This is a genomic window from Pseudoblastomonas marina (assembly GCF_014641655.1).
Taxonomy (GTDB): Bacteria; Pseudomonadota; Alphaproteobacteria; order Sphingomonadales; family Sphingomonadaceae; genus Alteriqipengyuania_A; species Alteriqipengyuania_A marina.
Genome location: NZ_BMID01000001.1, coordinates 1 through 18,277 on the forward strand (window position 1 = coordinate 1; position 18,277 = coordinate 18,277).

An 18,277-nucleotide genomic window follows, 5' to 3' on the forward strand; every position below is an offset into this window, starting at 1 on the left:
CCGGCGGCATCGTCGCTGGCCGAGTTGATGCGCTTGCCGGTCGACAGGCGTTCGATCGCCTGGGACAGGCCCATTTCTGCCCGCGAGGAGGCCGTCGAGGCCCGCATCGCGGAAATGTTGGTTCCGATAACAGTCATGTCGTTTCCTTCTTCGGTCTAGAGGCAGCATGGAACTTCCAGCGGCTACGATAAGACTAACGGCACCAGCGCTGACGACTTAAACGAAATATTTGATTTCATTAAATATTTCTTGCGGATGCAGGAAAAGCGCCCACCGGTATTCCGGTGGGCGCCCTTCGAGATGGTCGGCGGCAGGCGCCGACCGGGGGATCGGATCAGCTGATGAGCTTGAGCACACCCTGCTGGCTCTGGTTGGCCTGGGCGAGCATCGCGGTCGATGCCTGGCTCAGGACCTGGAATTTCGCGAGGTTCATCGATTCGGCCGAGAAGTCGGCGTCCTGGATGCGGCTGCGGCTTTCCGACAGGTTCGTAATCCGGTTGGTCAGGCTCGAAACGGTCGCTTCGAGGCGGTTCTGCGAGGCACCGAGATTGGCCTGCGCGGTCGTGACCGTGGTCAGCGCGGTATCGATCGCGGTCAGCGCGGCATCGGTATCGACATTGCCCGGCGTGGCGCTGTCGCCGATGACGAGGGCGTTGACGCCGAGCGTGGCGGCGGTGACGTCGTAGGTCGAGATCGTCACCACTTCACCAGCCGACGACCCCGTCTGGATGTTGAGCGTACCGGCGGCGTTGAGCACGTTGACGCCGTTGAAGTTGGTGCGGTTGGCGACGTCGTCGATCTGCGAGACCATCGCGGTGAATTCGACTTGCAGGTTGTCGCGGTCGCCATCGCTGAGCGTGCCGTTCGCGGCCTGGACGGCCAGTTCGCGCATCCGCTGCAGCATGTTGGTGATTTCGTTCATGCCGCCTTCGGCGGTCTGGGCCAGGCTGATGCCGTCATTGGCGTTGCGGCTGGCCATGCTCAGGCCGCGCACTTCCGAAGTCATGCGGGTGGCGATGGCGAGGCCGGCGGCATCGTCGCTGGCCGAGTTGATGCGCTTGCCGGTCGACAGGCGTTCGATCGCCTGGGACAGGCCCATTTCGGCGCTGGTCGAAGCGGACGAAGCGCGCATCGCGGAGATATTGGTTCCGATAACAGTCATGTGATTTCCCCTATTCCAGTATTCGTAGTCTCGAAGGTGATCCGGACTGCTGCCCGGTTCGGAATGGGTAACGGTCGCTTGCCGGATCGATTAAATCCCGCCGCCAAGAAAAATCGAATTTTTTGAAAGCGTCAGAATATTGACGCTCGCTCGACGGTCCGTTGACGGAACCGGCAATGCTTATCTTTATAGGGGTGGCAAAAAGCGGCTGATTTTTGCCGTTCGACCGGTTTGGCACGGTGCATGCATAATTCCCCCTGCTCGCTTCCACGATTGGAGCCGACAGGGGAATTCGAATGAAGAATGCCAAGACCGAAATCAGCACCGGCGCCAAGGCAATGCTGCCTTCGCTCGAGGCCCATCTCAACGGGGTCCTGATCGAGACCGCGCCGGTGGGCACTTCGGAGGCCTCGCCGCGCACGCGGCCGGTCCGCATCCTCACCGACGCCGAAATGGCGGACGCCTCGCATCGCGACATCGTGATCGACTTCCGCGACGGTCCGCCCGAATATCGCCCCGCGACCAACGGCCAGCCGGTCCGCATCGCGTTCGGCCAGGACGACATGGTTCTGGGTCACGCGCTGATCGCCGAAACCGCGCGCGGTGCCGGTCCTGCCGTCGGCGAACCGAAGAGCGCCGACCTGATGCGCTTCGCCGCGCGGGTCGCAGGGAGCAATGCCTCGGTCCTGATCCAGGGCGATACCGGCGTCGGCAAGGAAGGCATGGCGCGCTTCGTCCACACGCAGAGCGTCCGCGCCGACAAGCCGTTCGTCGCGGTCAATTGCGCGGCGCTGCCCGCGACGATGGTCGAGGCGATGCTGTTCGGCCACCGCAAGGGTGCCTTCACCGGCGCCTCCAACGAGAGCGAGGGCCTGTTCCGCGCCGCCGACGGCGGCACGCTGTTCCTCGACGAGATCACCGAGCTCCCGCTCGAACTGCAGAGCAAGCTGCTCCGCGCGCTGCAGGAAGGCGAAATCCTTCCCGTGGGCGAAACCATGCCGGTCAAGGTCGACGTGCGCATCGTCGCCGCCGCCAACCGCGATTTCCGCAGCGAAGTGGCCGAGGGGCGCTTCCGCGAAGACCTCTATTGGCGCCTCAACGTGATGGCGATCGAGATCGAGCGCCTGTCCGCGCGCCGCCAGGACGTCCGCGCGATCGCCGCCGCGGTGCTGATCGGCCTGCAGGAAGGCCAGAGCGATTTCGCCTGGATCGAGGCCAAGGCGCTGACCCGCCTGATGGACCACGACTTCCCCGGCAATGTCCGCGAATTGTGCAACATGATCCAGCGCGCGATCGTGCTGCGCGACGGCAACATGATCGGGGTCGAGGACCTCGGTCTCTCGGCCCGAGCTGCATCGCCTGCGCCGAAAACCGCCAAGCCCGCAGCGACCGGCCCGCGCCCCGACCCGATCCCGGCGGCGGGAACGCGCCGCATCGTGCGTGGCCGCGACCTGCAGAGCAGCGCGCGTGCCGCCGAATTCGAGGCGATCGAATGCGCGCTCGAGGAAACCGGTGGCAACCGTCGCCGCGCCGCCGAGATGCTCGGCATCTCCGAACGCACGCTCCGCTATCGCCTCGCCGATATGCGCGAACTCGCCGAAGCCGCCTGAGGGAGACTGATCCATGGAATCGATCACCAGCAACCTGCTCGCCGCCCGCAACGCGATCCTGCAGCAGAACAAGACGCTGCAGAACGTCGCCGACAAGCCCGCCGGCGGTCCCGGCGCGATCCCTTCCTCGCCGACGATCGGCGGGGGCGACGACAAGGCGCCTTTCGCCACCACCATGCGCGAGGCGATCGGCCAGGTGAACCAGGCCCAGACCGCCGCTTCCGAAGCCGCCGCTGCTTACGAAGCCGGCGAGACCAGCGACATCGCTGCCGTGATGCTTGCCAAGCAGAAGGCCTCGGTCGGTTTCGAAGCCACGCTGCAAGTCCGCAACAAACTGCTCTCGGCCTACGAGAACATCATGAACATGCCGGTGTAATATGAGCGACCTTACCATTTCCCAGCCCGGCACTTCCGATGGCGGTTCGACCGCCCTCGCGGCCCGTACTCCGCAGCGGCTCAAGCCGATCGGCACCAGCGGGGGTGCCAATGCCGCCTCCGATGCGGCCGCGAACCTGTTCCAGCGGGCGAAGGATTTCCTCGCCCAGCCAGCCGTCGCGCGCTCGCTGCCGATGGTCAGCCTGATCGGCGTCGTCGCGCTGGCCGGCTTCGCCTGGCTGGCGCTCCAGGAACCGCCGCAGCGTGACCTGTTCCGCGGCCTGCCCGACGACGACAAGGCGGCGGTCGCCGCTGCGCTGCAGACTTCGAACATCGCCTATCAGCTCGACAGCGCCACCGGTGCCCTAACGGTTGGTGAAGACGATTACCACGCCGCCAGGATGGCGCTCGCCTCGCAGGGTCTCCCGCGCAGCGCGCCCGACGGCGATAGCATGATCTCCAGCCTGCCGATGGGCGCCAGCCGCGCGGTCGAGACCGAGAAGCTGCGCGGTGCCCGCGAAGCCGATCTCGCCCGCTCGATCGAGGCAATGGACGCGGTCAATACCGCGCGCGTCCACCTCGCCGTCGATCCGCCCAGCGTGTTCATCCGCGAACGGAACGAACCCGCCGCGTCGGTGGTGCTCAACCTCGCCTCGGGCCGAACGCTCAGCAGCGAACAGGTCCAGGCAATCACCCACCTCGTCGCCAGCTCGGTCTCCGGCCTCGCTTCGGACCGAGTCTCGGTGGTCGACCAGAACGGCAACCTCCTGTCGCAGGAATCGAATGGCGGTGCGCTCGGCGAAGCCGGGCAGCAACTCGCCGTCCGCGAGCAGATCGAGAACCGTTACCGGCGCTCGCTCGCCGCGCTGCTGACGCCGATGCTCGGTGCCGGCAATTTTGCTGCCGAGGTTTCGGCCGAGCTCGATTTCTCGCAGCGCCAGGCGACCAGCGAATCCTTCCCGCAGGACGAGACCCGCGTGCGCAGCGAACAGCGCAGCTGGTCGGCCGAAACCGATGGCCAGGGTGCCGCCGGGGGTATCCCGGGGGCGCTTGCCAACCAGGCCCCCGCCGACACCACGCTGGAAGACCAGATGGGCGATCCCGCGCAGGGCGAAACCGCTCCGCAAATCCGCGAAGAGCAGGTCGCGCGTAGTTTCGAACTGGGCCGCCAGGTCTCGGTCGTGCGCGAAGCCAGCGGCGATATCTCGCGCCTCTCGGTCGCGGTGGCCGTTGCCGCCAGTGCCGATGGCAAGCCGCGCAGCGCGGCCGAACTCGCCCAGATCGAGAACCTGATCAAAGGCGCGGTCGGCTACAACGAAGCACGCGGCGACCAGGTGGCGGTGACCTCGCGCGCGTTCCAGCCGACCACCGCGGTCGAAGAGAGCTGGTACGAAGCGAGCTGGGTCTCGCTGCTGGCCCGCAACCTCTCGGCGCTGCTCGTGGCGCTAGCGATCATCTTCTTCATCGGCCGCCCGCTGCTCAAGAAGCGCAAGGAAATGAAGGCCGAGGCGATCGCGACGGGCGGCCAGCCCAACCGCCAGCTGCCCGCCGCCGCGCAGGAACCGGTCGAAGACCACCTGCCGGTCACGCTCGACATGATCACCTCCGCTCACAGCTATCAGGAGCGCGCGTTGCTGATCCAGAACTTCGTCAAGCAGAACCCCGAACACGCCACGCTGGTCGTCCGCGACCTGCTGAAATCGGCCAAGAACACGAAGGAGCCGGTCAATGGCTGACGTGATGGAAAAGTCCGCCGATAACGGCGTCAACGCGGCCCCCGCCAGGCCCAATATCGGCGACGAACAGGCGGCGGCGATCCTGCTCCTGCTGTTCTCCGAAGATGAGGCGGCGCAGATCCTCTCGCGGCTCGAGCCCGACGAGGTTCAGCAACTGAGCAAGGTCATGTATTCGGTGGCCGATATCGGTGCACCAGAGATCAACGTCGTGCTGGACCGCTTCGTCGATCGCGCGCGCCACCGCACCACGGTCGGCTACAAGGCTGACCTGCAGATCGAATCGATGCTCACCGCCGCGCTGGGCGAACAGCGCGCTGAGGCGATCGTCAGCCGTACCGCACCGAAAAAGAAGGCTGCGCCCAACCTCGAACCGCTCAAGTGGATGGCCTCCAAGGACATCGTAGCGATGATCGAGGACGAGCATCCCCAGATCGCCGCGCTGGTGCTGTCCTTCCTGTCTTCGGATTCGGCCGCCGAGGTGCTCAAGCTCCTGCCGGAGAGCGAGCAGGACGATATCGTCTACCGTCTCGCCACACTGGGCAAGGTCAGCACCGACGCGATCGGGACGATCGAACAGCTGCTCAACGCCTTCCACGCCCCGCAGGCGAGTGCCCCGGTCGAAACCGGCGGCAACAGCGCCTCGGAAATCGCCGCGATCATGAACCTGATCGGCAAGAAGCAGAGCAAGCGCGTGATCAAGTCGCTGGCCAAGCGCGACAAGGGCATTGCCGGCGCGATCGAGGACCAGATGTTCACCTTCGCCGATCTTGTCACGCTCGAAGTCAAGGACCTGGGCACGGTGATGCGCGGTGTCGACAACGACTCGCTCGTCCCGGCGCTCAAGGGCGCAGACGACCAGCTGCGCGAACGCATCCTCGGCTGCATGTCGAGCCGCGCCGCGCAGACGCTCGAGGACGAGATCGAGGAACGCGGGCCGATTCCGATGGCCGATGTAATCGAAGCGCAGAGGCAGGTCGTCGCGCATGCTCGCAAGCTGGCCGACAACGGCGAAATCGTGATCGGCGGATCGAGCGATGAATATCTCTGAGTTCCAGCGCCACGAGACCCCCGGACAGGCCGCGCAGAGCGCGTTCCGGCCGGTGTGGGAGTCCGCATCCGAGCCGTTCCGCACGCTCGACCCGGCGAGCCGTGCCGAGGCGTCGAAATCCGCGCAGTCGCAGACCGACGGAAAGTGCCGCGAGGACGAGCTGCAGGAGATATACCAGAAGGGCTTCGCCGACGGACAGGCGGCGATGACCGAGGCCAATGCCGACCTGCTGGCCGCTTCCGACAAGCTCGAACGCGCTGCCGCTAGCCTCAAGGCGCAGCCCGGCGACGCGGTGGCCGAAACGCTGCTGCGCACTGTCCGCCGATTGATCGAGGAAACCGCCGGGTTCTCCATTCCCGATGCGCTGAAGCTCGAGGACAATTGCCGCGCGCTCGCCGCGATCGCGGCCAAGGAATGCACCAACGCCTCGCTCCACATCCACCCCGAAGATCGCGCGCTGCTCGGCGATGCGCAGGTCGGGGTCGTGCTGCGCGACGATGCCTCGCTGACCCGCGGCACGCTGTCGCTCGCGCATGACGACGGCTGGATCGAACAGGGCACGAAGTCGATGCTCGACGAGCTCGACGCGATGATCGAAACGCTGCAGGCCGCGCGATGATCGCCGCCCAGCAACGCGCGGTCGAATCGCTGATCGACCGGGTCGGCGCGGTCGACGCCGGGCCGCGCAGGATCGGAAAGCTCGTCGCCCACGATGCCGGCATGATGGAAGTCACCGGCTTCGATTACCCGCTCGGTTTTGGCGGCTCGATCCGCACTGCCGACGGCCGCAAGATCAAGGCCGAGATCGCGGGTTTCCGCGGCTCGCGCGCGATGATGATCCCGCTCGAGAGCGATGGCGCGTTGAAGAACGGCGCCCGGGTCGAACCCGACATGCAGTCGAGCCTCGCCGATGTCGGCGAAGGCCTGCTCGGTCGCGTGATCGGCCCGATGGGCGAACCGCTCGACGGCGGCGGGCCGGTGGTGACCGGCGATCGCTGGCCGCTCGCGGGCAAGCGCACCAATGTCCTCAATCGCGGACGCGTGACCCAGCCGATCGATCTCGGCGTGCGCGCGATCAACGCCCTGCTTACTGCCGGCTACGGCCAGCGCGTCGCGATCGCGGCGGGCTCGGGCGTCGGCAAGTCGGTGCTGATCGGCCAGATCATCGCCAATGCCGATGTGGATGTCGCGGTGGTCGGCCTGATCGGTGAACGCGGTCGCGAGGTCAGCGATTTCGTCGACACGAGGCTCAACGGACCGATGCGCAGCCGGACCGTGACGGTCGCCGTGCCCGCCGACCATTCTCCGGTGTTGCGCCTGCGCGCCGCCTCCCGCGCGACCGCGATCGCCGAATATTTCCGCGCACAAGGCAAGCGCGTCCTGCTGATCGTCGACAGCCTCACCCGGATCGCCCACGCGCAGCGCGAGATCGGCCTCGCCCTCGGCGAGCCGCCGACCATGAAAGGCTACCCGCCTTCCGCGCTCGCGCTGATTCCGCGGCTGGTCGAGCGTGCCGGCAACGACCGCAACAGCGGTGGCTCGATCACCGCGCTCTACACCGTGCTCGCCGATGGCGGTGACATGGAGGATCCGGTGGTCGATACCGCCCGCGCGATCGTCGACGGCCACATCATCCTCTCGCGCCAGTTGGCCGAGCAGGGAGTCTATCCCGCGATCGACATCGGCAAGTCGCTGAGCCGCGTCGCGACCGACATCGTCGATGACGGCCAGCGCGCCGCCCAGGCCAATTTCCGCCGCTTGTGGTCGGCCTACGAGGACAATCGCGACCTGCTGCTGATGGGCGCGTACCGCGAAGGCAGCGATCCGAACATCGACGAGGCCGTCCAGCGCCGCGCCGAACAGCTCGCCTTCATCCGCCAGGGCATCAGCACCGCCGTTTCCCTTGGCGACAGCGCCGCCCAGCTCGAGCAAGCGTTCGGCGGTGCGGCATGAGAAAGGCGCTCAACGACAAACGCCGTATCCTCGCGATGCGGAATACCCAGCTGTCGATCGCGACCGGCGAGATCTCGTCGGCTCGTCATGCCGAAGACAGCCTCGAAGAAAAACGACGCAAATTGCAGGAGCTCGCGATCACGATGCATGCCGCAGGCACCCAGTGCAGCACCGGACGGACACTGCACGCCCAGATGGAACTCGCGCAGCGGCTACGGTCGGCGAGCGAAAGCATGGTCGGCGCGATCGACCATGCCCGGCAACGCACTGCCCAGGCAGAGCGGCAAAGGATTGCCGCCTACCAGGATCGCGAGATTGCCGACCGCCTGACAGACCGCGCCGCGCGCGAGCTCGATCAGCATCTCGACCGCAAGATCGCCAGCCAGCCGCAGCACCGGCGGCGGCAATTGGAGGGGAATAACGCATGAATATCGCGAAACTCGGTTTGTCGGGCGGCGAATCCATGCCGCGCGCCGGAACTGGCACGGTTCCTGCTTCGGGACATCCCATGTTCGGAGAAACGCTTCACTTCCGGCTCCAGCTGGCCAGTTCGACCGCGAAACTCGCGGCGCTCGACGGCATGGCCGGCATGGCCGGTATGGTCGCTGGAACCGCGCCCGCATTCCCGGGGCTCGAGACCCTCGAGCTGAAGGCGCTGCCGGAGCGCATCTCTTTCGCCGCGCCCGAGGGCGAATCCGTCGATCGCGCGACCGAAGAATTTGTCGACACCGATGAACTCGCGCCGACGCTGGCGCTGCTCGCCCCGATCGTCGACACAGCGCCTTCGACCAATTTCGTTGTGATCGGCACCGGAGAGATTCCCACGCGGGCCGCTTCGCTTGCGTCGATCACTACCGCGTCCGCGTCCGCGACCGGCATGGTGACGGGCGAAACCGGCGACGAGCGACCCGCAGGCCAGCTTGCGGCGAATGCCGTCGCGCCCGAAGAAGTTCTCGCCGATCCCGACGGCGACGTGGCCGCGCTGCTTCGCCGCGTGCGCACAGCCGGGACCGAGCGCGCACCAGTCCAGACCGTCGCGGCTGACGTCGATCGCACCGCTTCGGGGCGCCAGCCCGAGACGGCGGCAGCCGATATCGAGCCGCGCCTCGACCAGGTGCAGGGCCCCGGCGCCCATGCGCGCCAGCCCGCTCCGGACCTGGCGCGCTTCCGCGCCGCGTCGACCGCCGTCGCCAACGCGGCGGCGGAGGCAGCGTCGTATGGCGACAAACCTGCAGCAGCTACCGCGCCCTCTCCCGATCAGCCGCTTGTCGCGGCCTCGGTCTCCGACCCGCGGGTCGGCAGAGCGATGCGGCAAAACGATGATTTCGCGACCTCGCGCATTCGCGGCGGCAGTGCCACGTTGCGCAGCACGGCGCGGATCGATGCGCCCGATGCAGGCCGCGAACTCGACCTCACCGGGATGGAGCCCGGGACGGTCGAGGACACTCCGTTCCAGCGGCAGGTTGCGACTTCGGTCGTCGATGTCCGGGCCGGCCATGCCACGCCTTTGGTCGCGCAGCACGCCGCCGGCACGAATGCCGACCCGGCTTCGCTCGAGACCGGCACGCGGTCCGATAACACCCAGACGCTTCCGCTCGACCAGCGCTTCTCCGATCGGCTCGGTGCCATGGTCGGTGCGGCGATGGGCAACGCGACGCTGAAGGATGGCATGCTCCGCCTGCAGGTCACCCCCGATCACCTCGGACCGATCGAGATCGAGATGGATTCGTCGGGCTTGTCCGATCGCCTCCAGATCACGGTTGAAAGCGAAGCCGTGCGGCAGGCAGTTGCGCAGGCCCAGGGCCGGATCGAGCAGGAACTGCGCCAAGCCGGCGCGAGGTTGGCCGGGATCGACGTCGCGCTGCGTGACAGCGGTGCCGACGCGCAGGGCAACGCCCAGGCCAACGCACATACGAATTCGCAGGCCGATACCGATGGGCGCCGCCCCGGCCCGGCCACCAATCATGACACGGCCTCCACCGCTCCCGACGCCGCCGAACTGCGTTCGGCACCGGGCGGCGAAGAAGCCGGCAATGTCCTTTACGCTTGATAACACCCGATTGACCGGAGTTTGACCATGTCGGATGCAGAAACCACGCCCAAGAAGAAGGGCGGCAAGATGAAGAAGGTGCTGATCGCCACGATCGGGCTCGTCCTGATCGGCGGTGCCGGCGGCGCCGGAGGCTTCTATTACGCGGGCGCCTTCGGCGGCGATGCTGCCGAGGAAAAACCCGATCATCCCAAGCTCGTCCTCAAGGACGGTTCGCAGATCGATGCCCCTCCGGGCGACGGGACCGGCAATTTGAAGGACAAGGCCAAGTACCAGGTTACCTACCACCCGATCGAAGGCAGCTTCACCAGCAACCTGCGCGGCGGCAGCGGTTTTGCCCAGGCCGAGATTGCGGTATCGACCTTCTATGACGAACGTGTCGTCGCCGCTTTGACCGAGCATGATTTCGCGATCCGCGATTCGATCGTGATGGAACTGGCCGAAAGCAACGGACAGGAACTCGAAACCGGTGCCGGCAAGAAGGAACTTGCCCAGCGCCTGCGTAACAGCATCAACCAGGTTCTGGTCGAGAAAACCGGCTTCGGCGGGATCGACTCGATCTATTTCACCAAGCTGGTGCTGCAGTAAGTCGATGGCGACGAAGACTGCCAAACCGGCCAAGACGGCCAAGCCCGCCAAGGGCGTCGCGAAGAAGCCGGCTGCCGACAAGGCGGTCGAAATGGAGCAGTTTGCCCACAGCTTCCCGCGGCGTGCGACCGGCGAGGCGGACGTGCTGCCGATCGCCCGGCGGATGGGCAAGCTGCTGTGCCAGTCGCTGCGGCAGAGCTTCCAGCCGCTCGCGGAAGAGCGCCTGACGGTCGAAGCCCAGGAGCCGCAGGTCGTCGAGCACGACGCATGGGCCGCGAAGCGCAAGGGCCCGACCGGGTTCGCCTTCTACCAGCTCCCCCCGATGAAGGGGCGGATGGCGATGCTCCTGCCGCAGGACCTGATCGCGGCGCTGGTCGATGCCTTCTTCGGCGGCTCGATCTCGCGCGGCAAGTCGACCAAGTCGAACTTTTCTTCGAGCGATTTGCGCCTGATGCACCGGATCGCCCAGAACACTGCGCCGGAGATCGGTGCGGCCTGGTCGCAGATCGGCCCGTTCCGTTGCGTCGCGGCCGGTTTTACCGACGACGAGGAAGAGGCGAGGATCGCCAAGGGCGATGCACCGCTTCTTCTCCAGCCGTTCACGCTCGCCTATCCGGGCGGCGTCAAGTTCACGATCGAATGCGTCTACCCGGTCGAGATGATCCAGTCGGGACGTGAATTCTGCACCACGGCGAAGCCCGAGGAAACCTCGTCCGCCGATCCGGCCTGGCGACAGGCGATGGGCCTGGCGATCGCCGAGACCTACCTGCCGGTGCGTTCCGTGATGGCGCGCCCGAGCATGACCATGAACCAGCTCGCCAACCTCAAGGAAGGCGACATCATCTCGATCCCGAACGTCCGCAACCTCCAGTTGCTCATCGGCGATCGCCCATTCGCGCGCGGCAATATCGGCGAACAGAACGGTATGGCCGCATTCCGCATCGACCACTTCGAACAGGGAAAAATCTCGTGACCGACATGACCCAGGCCGCCGGCCTCGCCGATGCGGCAAAGGCCGCCGAAACCAATGCGGCAATTTCTTGCCAGCCCGGTACCGGCTTTGCCGACGAAACGGCAAACCATTACCGCTTCCTCGCCGATATCCCGGTCAGGCTCTCGGTCGAAGTCGGCGCGGTGTCGCTGAAACTCAGCGAAATCATGGACCTGGAAGAGGGTTCGGTGGTCGAGCTGGGGCGCCAGGCAACCGATCTTCTCGACATCAACGTAAATGGCACGCTCGTTGCAAGGGGAGAGGTCGTAACCATCGACGGCCGGTTCGGCATCCGCGTGGCGGAAGTCATCTCCAACCAGGTCGCCGGAACGAAAGTCGAAAGGCGTGCTTAGTGACCTACTATATCCTGAAGCTGGTGATCATGCTGCCGCTGATGGCGGCCATGATCGTCGGATCGCTATGGGTATATCGTAAATACCAGCCGGGCTTCGCAGGCGCGACGCGCCAGCGGAACCTGCGCCTCGTGGAGACGCTGTCTCTCGGATCGTCCGGCAAGCTCGCCGTGATCGATTTCGGGGAGCAGCGTCTTCTCGTTTCGGCCGTGCGTGGTCGGATCGAATGTCTCTCGACGCAGGACCGCCCCGACGACGCCGACCTCGTCGACGAACTCGACCGCGATGGCGGCGGGGATCCCACCGTCGACCTGCCGGCCAAGGCCAAGGGCTTCCGCGCCGCGCTCGACCGCGCGCTCAACGCTCCCGAAACGCTGCGTCAAATGCGGACGCGCGACCAGTGATCGGCCTTCTCGACCTGAAATCCGCCGGCTGGCGCCGGATCGGAATGCTGCTCGTCGCGATGCTCGTGGTGTTCGCCCCGACCGAGCTCGCCGCGCAGACTCCGGGTGCCTCCGAAGCACTGACCCGCGCGCTCGATGATGTTTCGGGCGATGGCGCGCCGCTGACGCTGTCGCTGCAGATCCTCATCCTGATGGGGCTGCTGACCATCCTGCCGTCGCTGGTCCTGATGATGACCAGCTTCACCCGGATTATCATCGTCCTTTCGATCCTGCGCCAGGCGCTCGGTCTCCAGCAGACCCCGCCCAACCAGGTGCTGATCGGGCTTTCACTGTTCCTCTCGATCTTCGTGATGGCGCCCTCGATCGAGCAGATCAACGCCAACGCGATCGAACCCTACGGCAATGACGAGATCGCGCTCGAACAGGCGATCGAAGTGTCGGGCGACGTGTTCCACGCCTTCATGGTCAAGCAGACCCGCCAGAACGACCTCAAGCTGTTCATGGATCTTGGCGACGAACCGCCGGTCGCCACCCCGCAGGACATCCCGTTCTCGGTGCTGCTCCCGGCCTTCGTCACCAGCGAGCTGAAGACCGCCTTCCAGATCGGCTTCATGATCTTCCTGCCGTTTCTCATCATCGACCTCGTCGTCGCCTCGACGCTGATGGCGCTGGGTATGATGATGCTGTCTCCCACCATTATCTCGATGCCGTTCAAGCTCTTGCTGTTCGTGCTGGTCGATGGCTGGGCCCTGACCATGGGGTCTCTCGCCGGATCGTTCGTGACGTAGGGGGCGGGACATGGAACAGACGGATTTCTTCATCGGCATCGCCCAGCAGACGCTGTGGGTCACCGCGATGGCGGCCGCGCCGCTCCTCATCCCGGCGCTCGCTGTCGGCATCCTGCTCGGCATGGTGCAGGCCGCGACCTCGATCAACGAGGCGACGCTGAGCTTCGTGCCCAAGCTGATCGTGGTCGCGATCATGCTGGCGCTGTTCGGCGGGTCGATCCTCTACCTGATCTCCGATTTCACGATCGAGATGTACAACCGGATCCCGGAATTGCTGGCATGATCGCACCGGGTCTCGCAGGCGCGGAAGATCAGCTGTGGCAATATGCCATGGCGATGATCCGCCCGGGCGCGGCCCTTATGGTCGCGCCGATCTTCGGCGCGTCGCAGGTGCCGTTGCCGTTGCGTATCATCCTCGCGCTGATGATCGCGGTCGCGGCGACCGGCCTCGGCGGGGTCACGATGCCGCCCGAAACCATGGTCAGTTTTTCGGGCCTATTGTTCGTGCTCGGCGAGGTGCTCGTCGGTGCCGCGATGGGCTTCGCACTGCAGATCGGGTTCTCCGCCGCCTTCATCGCGGGCGAGACGCTGAGCAACGCGATGGGTCTCGGCTTCGCTTCGTTGAACGATCCGCAATCGGGCACCAGCACCCCGGTGCTTGGCCAGTTCCTCTCGATCGCGGCGACGCTGCTGTTGCTTGCGATGGACGGGCACCTGATGCTGATCGCGATCATCGTCGACAGCTATTCGACGCTGCCGCCCGGCAACGCCTTCATGAGCTTCGCCTCGATCGAGAGCCTCGTCCAGTTCGGCGGATCGCTGTTCGGCATGGGGCTGCTGATCGCACTCCCGGTCGGCTCGGCGCTGATCCTGATCCAGGTGGTGATGGCGATGCTCGCGCGCTCGGCCCCGGCGATGAACCTGTTCGCGGTCGGCCTGCCGGTCGCGCTGCTCGCCGGCCTCGTCCTGCTCGCCATCGCGACGCCGATCATGGCCGAAACCATCATGCAGGCGATGGGCGACGGCCTGATGCAGTCGCGCACGATGGCGGGAGGCTAGGCGATGGCGGACCAACCACCCGGTGGCGGCGAGAAAACCGAAGATCCGACACAAAAACGCCTGCGGGACAGCGCCAAGAAAGGCGACGTCCTGCAGTCGAAGGAACTGGGCACTGCGCTGGTGATGATGGGCGGCACGCTCATGTTCGCGCTGTTCGGCGGCGGGCTGATCGGCTCGACCGAATCGGTCGTCGCCTCGGGGCTGTCGATCGCGCCGACCGATATCGAGGAATTCGACATGGGCGGGCGCACGCTGCGGCTGCTCGCTCCGCTGGCGCTCCCGTTCGGCGGCCTGGCCGCGCTGCTGATGCTCGCGGCGATCGCCACCCCCGCTTCGCTCGGCTCGCTCGGCTGGCGTGCGAGCGCGCTCAAGCCCAAGGGCTCGAAACTTAGCCCGCTGGCAGGCCTGAAACGTATGTTTGGCATGCACGCCTTGATCGAGCTGACCAAGGCGCTGGCCAAGGTTTCAGTGATGGGTGCAGTCGGCGCCTACATCATCTTCGCCGCCATGCCCGAAATGGTGCAGCTGGGCGCGGGCAACGTGAACAGCTCGGTATCCAGCTTTGGGGAGCTGTTCATCTACACCATGCTCGCAATGTCGGGCTGCCTCGTGCTGATCGCGATGATCGACGTTCCGGCGCAGATCTTCCAGCGCACCAAGAAGCTGAAGATGACGAAGCAGGAGGTGAAGGACGAGCACAAGGAAACCGAAGGCTCGCCCGAACTCAAGCAGGCCGTGCGCCAGCGCCAGCACGAGATGATGAGCGGCGGCGCGCGCAAGGCAGTCGAGGAAGCCACCGTCCTGCTGGTCAACCCGACCCATTTCGCGGTCGCGCTGCGCTACGACCAGGCGCGCGACGCGGCCCCGGTGGTGCTGGCGCGCGGACGCGATGCGGTGGCGCAGGCGATGCGCTCGCTGGCGGAGGAGGCCAAGGTGCCGATCCTGCAATATCCCGAGTTAACGCGCGCGATCTATTTCACCTCGAAGGCGAACCAGATCGTCGACGAGCGGCTCTACATGGCCGTCGCCGCGCTACTCGCCTTCATCTACCGCCTCGATGCGAAAATGGCGTCCAAGTCGGACAAGCCGGACATCGAGGTCCCCGACGATCTGAGGTTCGATTCCGATGGCACGAGAAAAAGCTAAAGTGACCGTCCGGACCACCGTTACTCCGCTCAAGGAGAAAGGCGCGCGCGCATATGTTTGCTAGTATTTCCAACCTGATCAGCGGCAATACCGGGATCAATTCCGGTCAGATCGTGGCGGACCTGGTGCAGATCACGCGCGAACCGCGCGAAACCGCGATCAACCAGAAGCAGCAGCTCAACAGCGCGCGTATCTCGGCGCTCGCCTCGGCTTCGTCCTCGCTCAACACCTTCGCCGACGCCTTGCAGGGTATCCTCGACGGGCGCCGCTTTTCGGGCGACCTCGTGTCGAGCGACGGCGGGGTCGCGATCGCCAGCTTCATCGAGGGGCAGACCCCCAAGGGCCTGCCGGTCACGATGGAGGTCAAGCAGCTCGCCTCCGAGCAGAAGCTGATCAGCCGCAATTACACCGACGCCGCGCAGCCGGTCGGCCAGGGCACGCTGACGCTCGCGACCAGCACCGGTAGCTTCGACATCGTCATCGACGGGACGAACGACAGCCTCACCGGGCTCCGCGACGCGATCAACACGGCCGATGCCGGCGTGACGGCTTCGATCGTGACCGACAATCTGGGAACCCGTCTCGTCATCGCCGGTCAGGACGGCGCCGACCAGGCCTTCACGCTCACGCCCCCGGCCGCGCCGAACGCGCTCAACGACTTCGCCTATCCGCCGACCGTCGACGGCGGGATGACCCAATTGTCGCAGGCCCTCGACAGCATCGTCGTGGTCGACGGGGTCCAACTGGTGAACTCGTCGAACGAGATCAACACCGCGATCGAAGGCGTGACGCTGAGCCTGCTCAAGGCGAAGCCGGGCGAGACGATCACGATCTCGGCGAGCGAGCCGCCGACCACGACGCGCGAACTCGTGACCGAGTTCATCGATGCCTTCAACAGCCTCAAAAAGGGCCTCAACACCGCCACCGCACCCGGGCTCGACGGGGTCCAGGGCGGCCCGCTCGCCGGCAATCGCGCGATCCGCGACATGGTCAGCAAGCTCGCCCGGATGAGCTCGGAGACCCTGTCGAGCACTGGGCCATTCCGGACACTCGCCGATATCGGCGTGCGTACCGCGCGCGACGGCACGCTCGAGCTCGACAGCGCCGCCTACGACCGCGCGATCGCGCTCGATCCGGATGCGGTCGCGAGCATGCTCGACCCGCTCGAACCCGATGCGAACAATCCGGGCATTGCCGGCACGCTCGACAAGATCCGCGACACGCTGCAGGACAGCAACGGCCCGCTCGCTCTCGCCAAGAAGCGGTTCGATGAAATCAACACCAAGCTGGCCGAGATGCGCGTCGAGCTCGACGAAGACATCGAGAAATACCAGGCCAACCTCCAGCAGACCTACGCCAACATGGATCGTCAGCTGGCGGTGCTGAAGCAGACCCAGGCCTACCTCAAGCAGCAGATCTCGATCTGGAACAGCACCGGCGAAGACTAAGGGATCGGACAGGACACGATTATGTATTATTCCGCCAACCGTTCGGCAGCCGCCAATTACGGCAACCTCGATGCGACCAGCCGCGTCGCGGCAGCGAGCCCGCACGAACTCGTCTCGATCCTGTTCGAACAGCTGCTGCTGCGGCTCGACCGCGCCAAGCGCTCGCTCGATCGCGGCGACATGGCCGCGATGCTTCAATCGCGCGCGCGCGCCTCGGACATCCTCAACGCACTCGAGGAAAGCCTCGATTTCGACAATGGGGGCGAAATCGCGACCGCGCTCGCGATCGTCTATCGCGAGGCCTCGAACCGGATCGATTCGGCCAGCGGCAGCGAAGCGGGCGACAAGCTGGTTTCGGCGCGCGAGATGATCGCCGAGATCGCCGAAGCCTGGGCCGAGATAGGCAAGGTGTCGCAGGCGGCCTGACGGGGCGTCCCGACAAGCAGCACGAAAGAGCCCGCCTGGTACGAACCGGGCGGGCTTTTTCGTGGGTGTCGGGTGGAACCGCGATCAGGCGGCGAGCTGGTCGTCGCGATTGATCCCGTGGCGACGCATCTTCTCGACGAAGGTGGTGCGCTGGACGTCAACCATCCGCGCCGCCTTGGCGATCACGCCGCCGCATTCGACGAGCGCGTCGACGATCAGGCGGCGTTCTTCTTCCTGCATGTGGCGCTGGAGCGAAAACCCGTTTTCGAAGATCGGTGCGGATGCGACCGGCTGGGCCGACTCCACCGTGCCGCCCTCGGCCGTAGTCACAGCATTCGGAGCGACATTGGCGGTCTGGCTGGCGATGTCGAGCAGCAGGTCGACTTCCTTGGCAACGATCTGCTGGCCCGAGAAGAAGATCGTGGCGCGCTCGACGAGGTTGCGCAGCTCGCGCACATTGCCCGGCCAGCCATAGGCGGCGAGCCGATCGAGCGCGTCCGCGGAGAAGCTCGGTGCTTCGACCTTGTCGTTCTGCTTGAGGAAATGCTCGATCAGCAGCGCGACGTCCTCGCGCCGTTCGCCGAGCGAGGGCATGCGGATCGGGAGGACGCACAGACGATAGAACAGGTCTTCGCGGAAGCGACCGGCCCCGATCTCGAGCTTGAGGTCGCGATTGGTCGCGGCGACGATGCGGACGTCGACCTTGATGTCCTCGCGCCCGCCGACGCGGCGGATGGTGCCTTCTTCGAGCACGCGCAGCAGCTTGACCTGGAGCGAGAGCGGCATCTCGCCGACTTCGTCGAGGAACAGCGTGCCGCCATCGGCCTGTTCGAAGATCCCGAGATGACGCGAGGTCGCACCGGTGAAGCTGCCGCCTTCATGTCCGAACAGTTCGGATTCGATGAGTTCTGAGGGAATCGCGCCGCTGTTTATCGCGAGGAAGGGTCCGTCGGCACGATCGGATTCCTGGTGGATCGAACGGGCGACCACTTCCTTGCCGGAGCCAGAAGGTCCGGTGACCAGCACGGTTGTGGTCGCCTTGACGGCAAAGCGGATCATGGTGCGGACCGATGCAATCGCTTCGCTGCGACCGACCAACATTTCGGAAATCATTTTTGTTTTTGCCCCTCGTTACGAGAC

Annotated in this window: 21 protein-coding genes; 18 read left to right on the forward strand and 3 right to left on the reverse strand. The window is 65.7% G+C overall.

The annotated features are described in order from the left end of the window. Both IEW49_RS00005 and IEW49_RS00010 read right to left on the reverse strand, forming a co-directional pair. A partial coding sequence (locus IEW49_RS00005) for a flagellin N-terminal helical domain-containing protein (RefSeq protein ID WP_444542139.1) occupies positions 1-137 on the reverse strand: 137 nt, incomplete at its 3' end. A 197-nt stretch (positions 138-334) separates the two neighbouring features. Beyond that, positions 335-1,162, reverse strand: coding sequence for a flagellin N-terminal helical domain-containing protein (locus IEW49_RS00010; RefSeq protein WP_188640755.1), 828 nt, complete (start codon positions 1,160-1,162; stop codon positions 335-337). Between the two features lie 296 nt (positions 1,163-1,458). Here IEW49_RS00010 and IEW49_RS00015 point away from each other — a divergent pair, with 296 nt between their 5' ends. Genes IEW49_RS00015 through IEW49_RS00100 form a run of 18 tightly spaced genes read left to right on the forward strand, consistent with a single transcriptional unit; the run spans position 1,459 to position 17,137 of the window. Continuing rightward, positions 1,459-2,772 (forward strand): sigma-54 interaction domain-containing protein, encoded by a 1,314-nt coding sequence (locus IEW49_RS00015; RefSeq protein ID WP_229658006.1) that lies wholly within the window; start codon positions 1,459-1,461, stop codon positions 2,770-2,772. A gap of 13 nt (positions 2,773-2,785) precedes the next feature. After that, positions 2,786-3,148 carry a flagellar hook-basal body complex protein FliE gene (fliE, locus tag IEW49_RS00020; protein WP_188640756.1) on the forward strand — a complete coding sequence of 121 codons (363 nt, stop codon included), beginning with the start codon at positions 2,786-2,788 and terminating at the stop codon, positions 3,146-3,148. Between the two features lies 1 nt (position 3,149). Then, the gene (fliF, locus tag IEW49_RS00025; RefSeq protein WP_188640757.1) at positions 3,150-4,883 is read left to right on the forward strand and encodes a flagellar basal-body MS-ring/collar protein FliF; all 1,734 of its coding nucleotides are present in this window, start codon (positions 3,150-3,152) and stop codon (positions 4,881-4,883) included. After that, positions 4,876-5,931 (forward strand): flagellar motor switch protein FliG, encoded by a 1,056-nt coding sequence (gene fliG / locus IEW49_RS00030; RefSeq protein ID WP_188640758.1) that lies wholly within the window; start codon positions 4,876-4,878, stop codon positions 5,929-5,931. The genes fliF and fliG overlap by 8 nt, the downstream gene beginning before the upstream one ends. After that, entirely contained in the window at positions 5,918-6,550 is a 633-nt protein-coding gene (locus IEW49_RS00035) for a FliH/SctL family protein (RefSeq protein ID WP_188640759.1), read from the forward strand. Before fliG ends, IEW49_RS00035 begins: the two co-directional genes overlap by 14 nt. Then, complete coding sequence (locus IEW49_RS00040) at positions 6,547-7,884, forward strand: FliI/YscN family ATPase (RefSeq protein ID WP_188640760.1); 1,338 nt, start codon at positions 6,547-6,549, stop codon at positions 7,882-7,884. The genes IEW49_RS00035 and IEW49_RS00040 overlap by 4 nt, the downstream gene beginning before the upstream one ends. Next, positions 7,881-8,312, forward strand: coding sequence for a hypothetical protein (locus IEW49_RS00045; RefSeq protein WP_188640761.1), 432 nt, complete (start codon positions 7,881-7,883; stop codon positions 8,310-8,312). Before IEW49_RS00040 ends, IEW49_RS00045 begins: the two co-directional genes overlap by 4 nt. Beyond that, positions 8,309-9,934 carry a flagellar hook-length control protein FliK gene (locus IEW49_RS00050; RefSeq protein WP_188640762.1) on the forward strand — a complete coding sequence of 542 codons (1,626 nt, stop codon included), beginning with the start codon at positions 8,309-8,311 and terminating at the stop codon, positions 9,932-9,934. Before IEW49_RS00045 ends, IEW49_RS00050 begins: the two co-directional genes overlap by 4 nt. Positions 9,935-9,961: 27 nt before the next feature. Next, positions 9,962-10,522, forward strand: a complete 561-nt coding sequence (locus tag IEW49_RS00055) for a flagellar basal body-associated FliL family protein (protein WP_188640763.1) — start codon at positions 9,962-9,964, stop codon at positions 10,520-10,522. A gap of 4 nt (positions 10,523-10,526) precedes the next feature. Then, positions 10,527-11,495: a FliM/FliN family flagellar motor switch protein gene (locus tag IEW49_RS00060; RefSeq protein ID WP_188640764.1), complete on the forward strand. Its 969-nt coding sequence runs from the start codon at positions 10,527-10,529 to the stop codon at positions 11,493-11,495. Between the two features lie 5 nt (positions 11,496-11,500). After that, positions 11,501-11,866 (forward strand): flagellar motor switch protein FliN, encoded by a 366-nt coding sequence (fliN, locus tag IEW49_RS00065; RefSeq protein WP_188643015.1) that lies wholly within the window; start codon positions 11,501-11,503, stop codon positions 11,864-11,866. Continuing rightward, on the forward strand, positions 11,866-12,270 hold the full coding sequence (locus IEW49_RS00070) for a FliO/MopB family protein (protein WP_188640765.1): 405 nt from the start codon (positions 11,866-11,868) through the stop codon (positions 12,268-12,270). Before fliN ends, IEW49_RS00070 begins: the two co-directional genes overlap by 1 nt. A 59-nt stretch (positions 12,271-12,329) precedes the next feature. Next, a complete protein-coding gene (fliP, locus tag IEW49_RS00075) occupies positions 12,330-13,058 on the forward strand; it encodes a flagellar type III secretion system pore protein FliP (protein ID WP_229658200.1) in 729 nt (242 codons plus the stop codon). Between the two features lie 10 nt (positions 13,059-13,068). Further along, a complete protein-coding gene (locus IEW49_RS00080) occupies positions 13,069-13,341 on the forward strand; it encodes a flagellar biosynthetic protein FliQ (protein WP_188640766.1) in 273 nt (90 codons plus the stop codon). Continuing rightward, positions 13,338-14,117 (forward strand): flagellar biosynthetic protein FliR, encoded by a 780-nt coding sequence (fliR, locus tag IEW49_RS00085; protein WP_188640767.1) that lies wholly within the window; start codon positions 13,338-13,340, stop codon positions 14,115-14,117. The genes IEW49_RS00080 and fliR overlap by 4 nt, the downstream gene beginning before the upstream one ends. Before the next feature lie 3 nt (positions 14,118-14,120). Beyond that, positions 14,121-15,263 (forward strand): EscU/YscU/HrcU family type III secretion system export apparatus switch protein, encoded by a 1,143-nt coding sequence (locus tag IEW49_RS00090; RefSeq protein WP_188640768.1) that lies wholly within the window; start codon positions 14,121-14,123, stop codon positions 15,261-15,263. A gap of 53 nt (positions 15,264-15,316) precedes the next feature. After that, positions 15,317-16,711 carry a flagellar filament capping protein FliD gene (fliD, locus tag IEW49_RS00095; RefSeq protein ID WP_188640769.1) on the forward strand — a complete coding sequence of 465 codons (1,395 nt, stop codon included), beginning with the start codon at positions 15,317-15,319 and terminating at the stop codon, positions 16,709-16,711. Between the two features lie 21 nt (positions 16,712-16,732). Further along, on the forward strand, positions 16,733-17,137 hold the full coding sequence (locus tag IEW49_RS00100) for a flagellar export chaperone FliS (RefSeq protein ID WP_188640770.1): 405 nt from the start codon (positions 16,733-16,735) through the stop codon (positions 17,135-17,137). 84 nt (positions 17,138-17,221) lie between these two features. Here the strand turns inward: IEW49_RS00100 and IEW49_RS00105 are convergent, their stop codons facing one another. Beyond that, positions 17,222-18,250 (reverse strand): sigma-54 interaction domain-containing protein, encoded by a 1,029-nt coding sequence (locus IEW49_RS00105; RefSeq protein WP_188640771.1) that lies wholly within the window; start codon positions 18,248-18,250, stop codon positions 17,222-17,224. Positions 18,251-18,277 lie beyond the last annotated feature (27 nt).

Bases quoted from the DNA above. Each gene is read 5' to 3' on its own strand.
- IEW49_RS00010 (WP_188640755.1), bottom strand. From the start codon at position 1,162: ATGACTGTTATCGGAACCAATATCTCCGCGATGCGCGCTTCGTCCGCT.
- IEW49_RS00015 (WP_229658006.1), top strand. From the start codon at position 1,459: ATGAAGAATGCCAAGACCGAAATCAGCACCGGCGCCAAGGCAATGCTG.
- fliE (WP_188640756.1), top strand. From the start codon at position 2,786: ATGGAATCGATCACCAGCAACCTGCTCGCCGCCCGCAACGCGATCCTG.
- fliF (WP_188640757.1), top strand. From the start codon at position 3,150: ATGAGCGACCTTACCATTTCCCAGCCCGGCACTTCCGATGGCGGTTCG.
- fliG (WP_188640758.1), top strand. From the start codon at position 4,876: ATGGCTGACGTGATGGAAAAGTCCGCCGATAACGGCGTCAACGCGGCC.
- IEW49_RS00035 (WP_188640759.1), top strand. From the start codon at position 5,918: ATGAATATCTCTGAGTTCCAGCGCCACGAGACCCCCGGACAGGCCGCG.
- IEW49_RS00040 (WP_188640760.1), top strand. From the start codon at position 6,547: ATGATCGCCGCCCAGCAACGCGCGGTCGAATCGCTGATCGACCGGGTC.
- IEW49_RS00045 (WP_188640761.1), top strand. From the start codon at position 7,881: ATGAGAAAGGCGCTCAACGACAAACGCCGTATCCTCGCGATGCGGAAT.
- IEW49_RS00050 (WP_188640762.1), top strand. From the start codon at position 8,309: ATGAATATCGCGAAACTCGGTTTGTCGGGCGGCGAATCCATGCCGCGC.
- IEW49_RS00055 (WP_188640763.1), top strand. From the start codon at position 9,962: ATGTCGGATGCAGAAACCACGCCCAAGAAGAAGGGCGGCAAGATGAAG.
- IEW49_RS00060 (WP_188640764.1), top strand. From the start codon at position 10,527: ATGGCGACGAAGACTGCCAAACCGGCCAAGACGGCCAAGCCCGCCAAG.
- fliN (WP_188643015.1), top strand. From the start codon at position 11,501: ATGACCCAGGCCGCCGGCCTCGCCGATGCGGCAAAGGCCGCCGAAACC.
- fliP (WP_229658200.1), top strand. From the start codon at position 12,330: ATGCTCGTGGTGTTCGCCCCGACCGAGCTCGCCGCGCAGACTCCGGGT.
- IEW49_RS00080 (WP_188640766.1), top strand. From the start codon at position 13,069: ATGGAACAGACGGATTTCTTCATCGGCATCGCCCAGCAGACGCTGTGG.
- fliR (WP_188640767.1), top strand. From the start codon at position 13,338: ATGATCGCACCGGGTCTCGCAGGCGCGGAAGATCAGCTGTGGCAATAT.
- IEW49_RS00090 (WP_188640768.1), top strand. From the start codon at position 14,121: ATGGCGGACCAACCACCCGGTGGCGGCGAGAAAACCGAAGATCCGACA.
- fliD (WP_188640769.1), top strand. From the start codon at position 15,317: ATGTTTGCTAGTATTTCCAACCTGATCAGCGGCAATACCGGGATCAAT.
- IEW49_RS00100 (WP_188640770.1), top strand. From the start codon at position 16,733: ATGTATTATTCCGCCAACCGTTCGGCAGCCGCCAATTACGGCAACCTC.
- IEW49_RS00105 (WP_188640771.1), bottom strand. From the start codon at position 18,250: ATGATTTCCGAAATGTTGGTCGGTCGCAGCGAAGCGATTGCATCGGTC.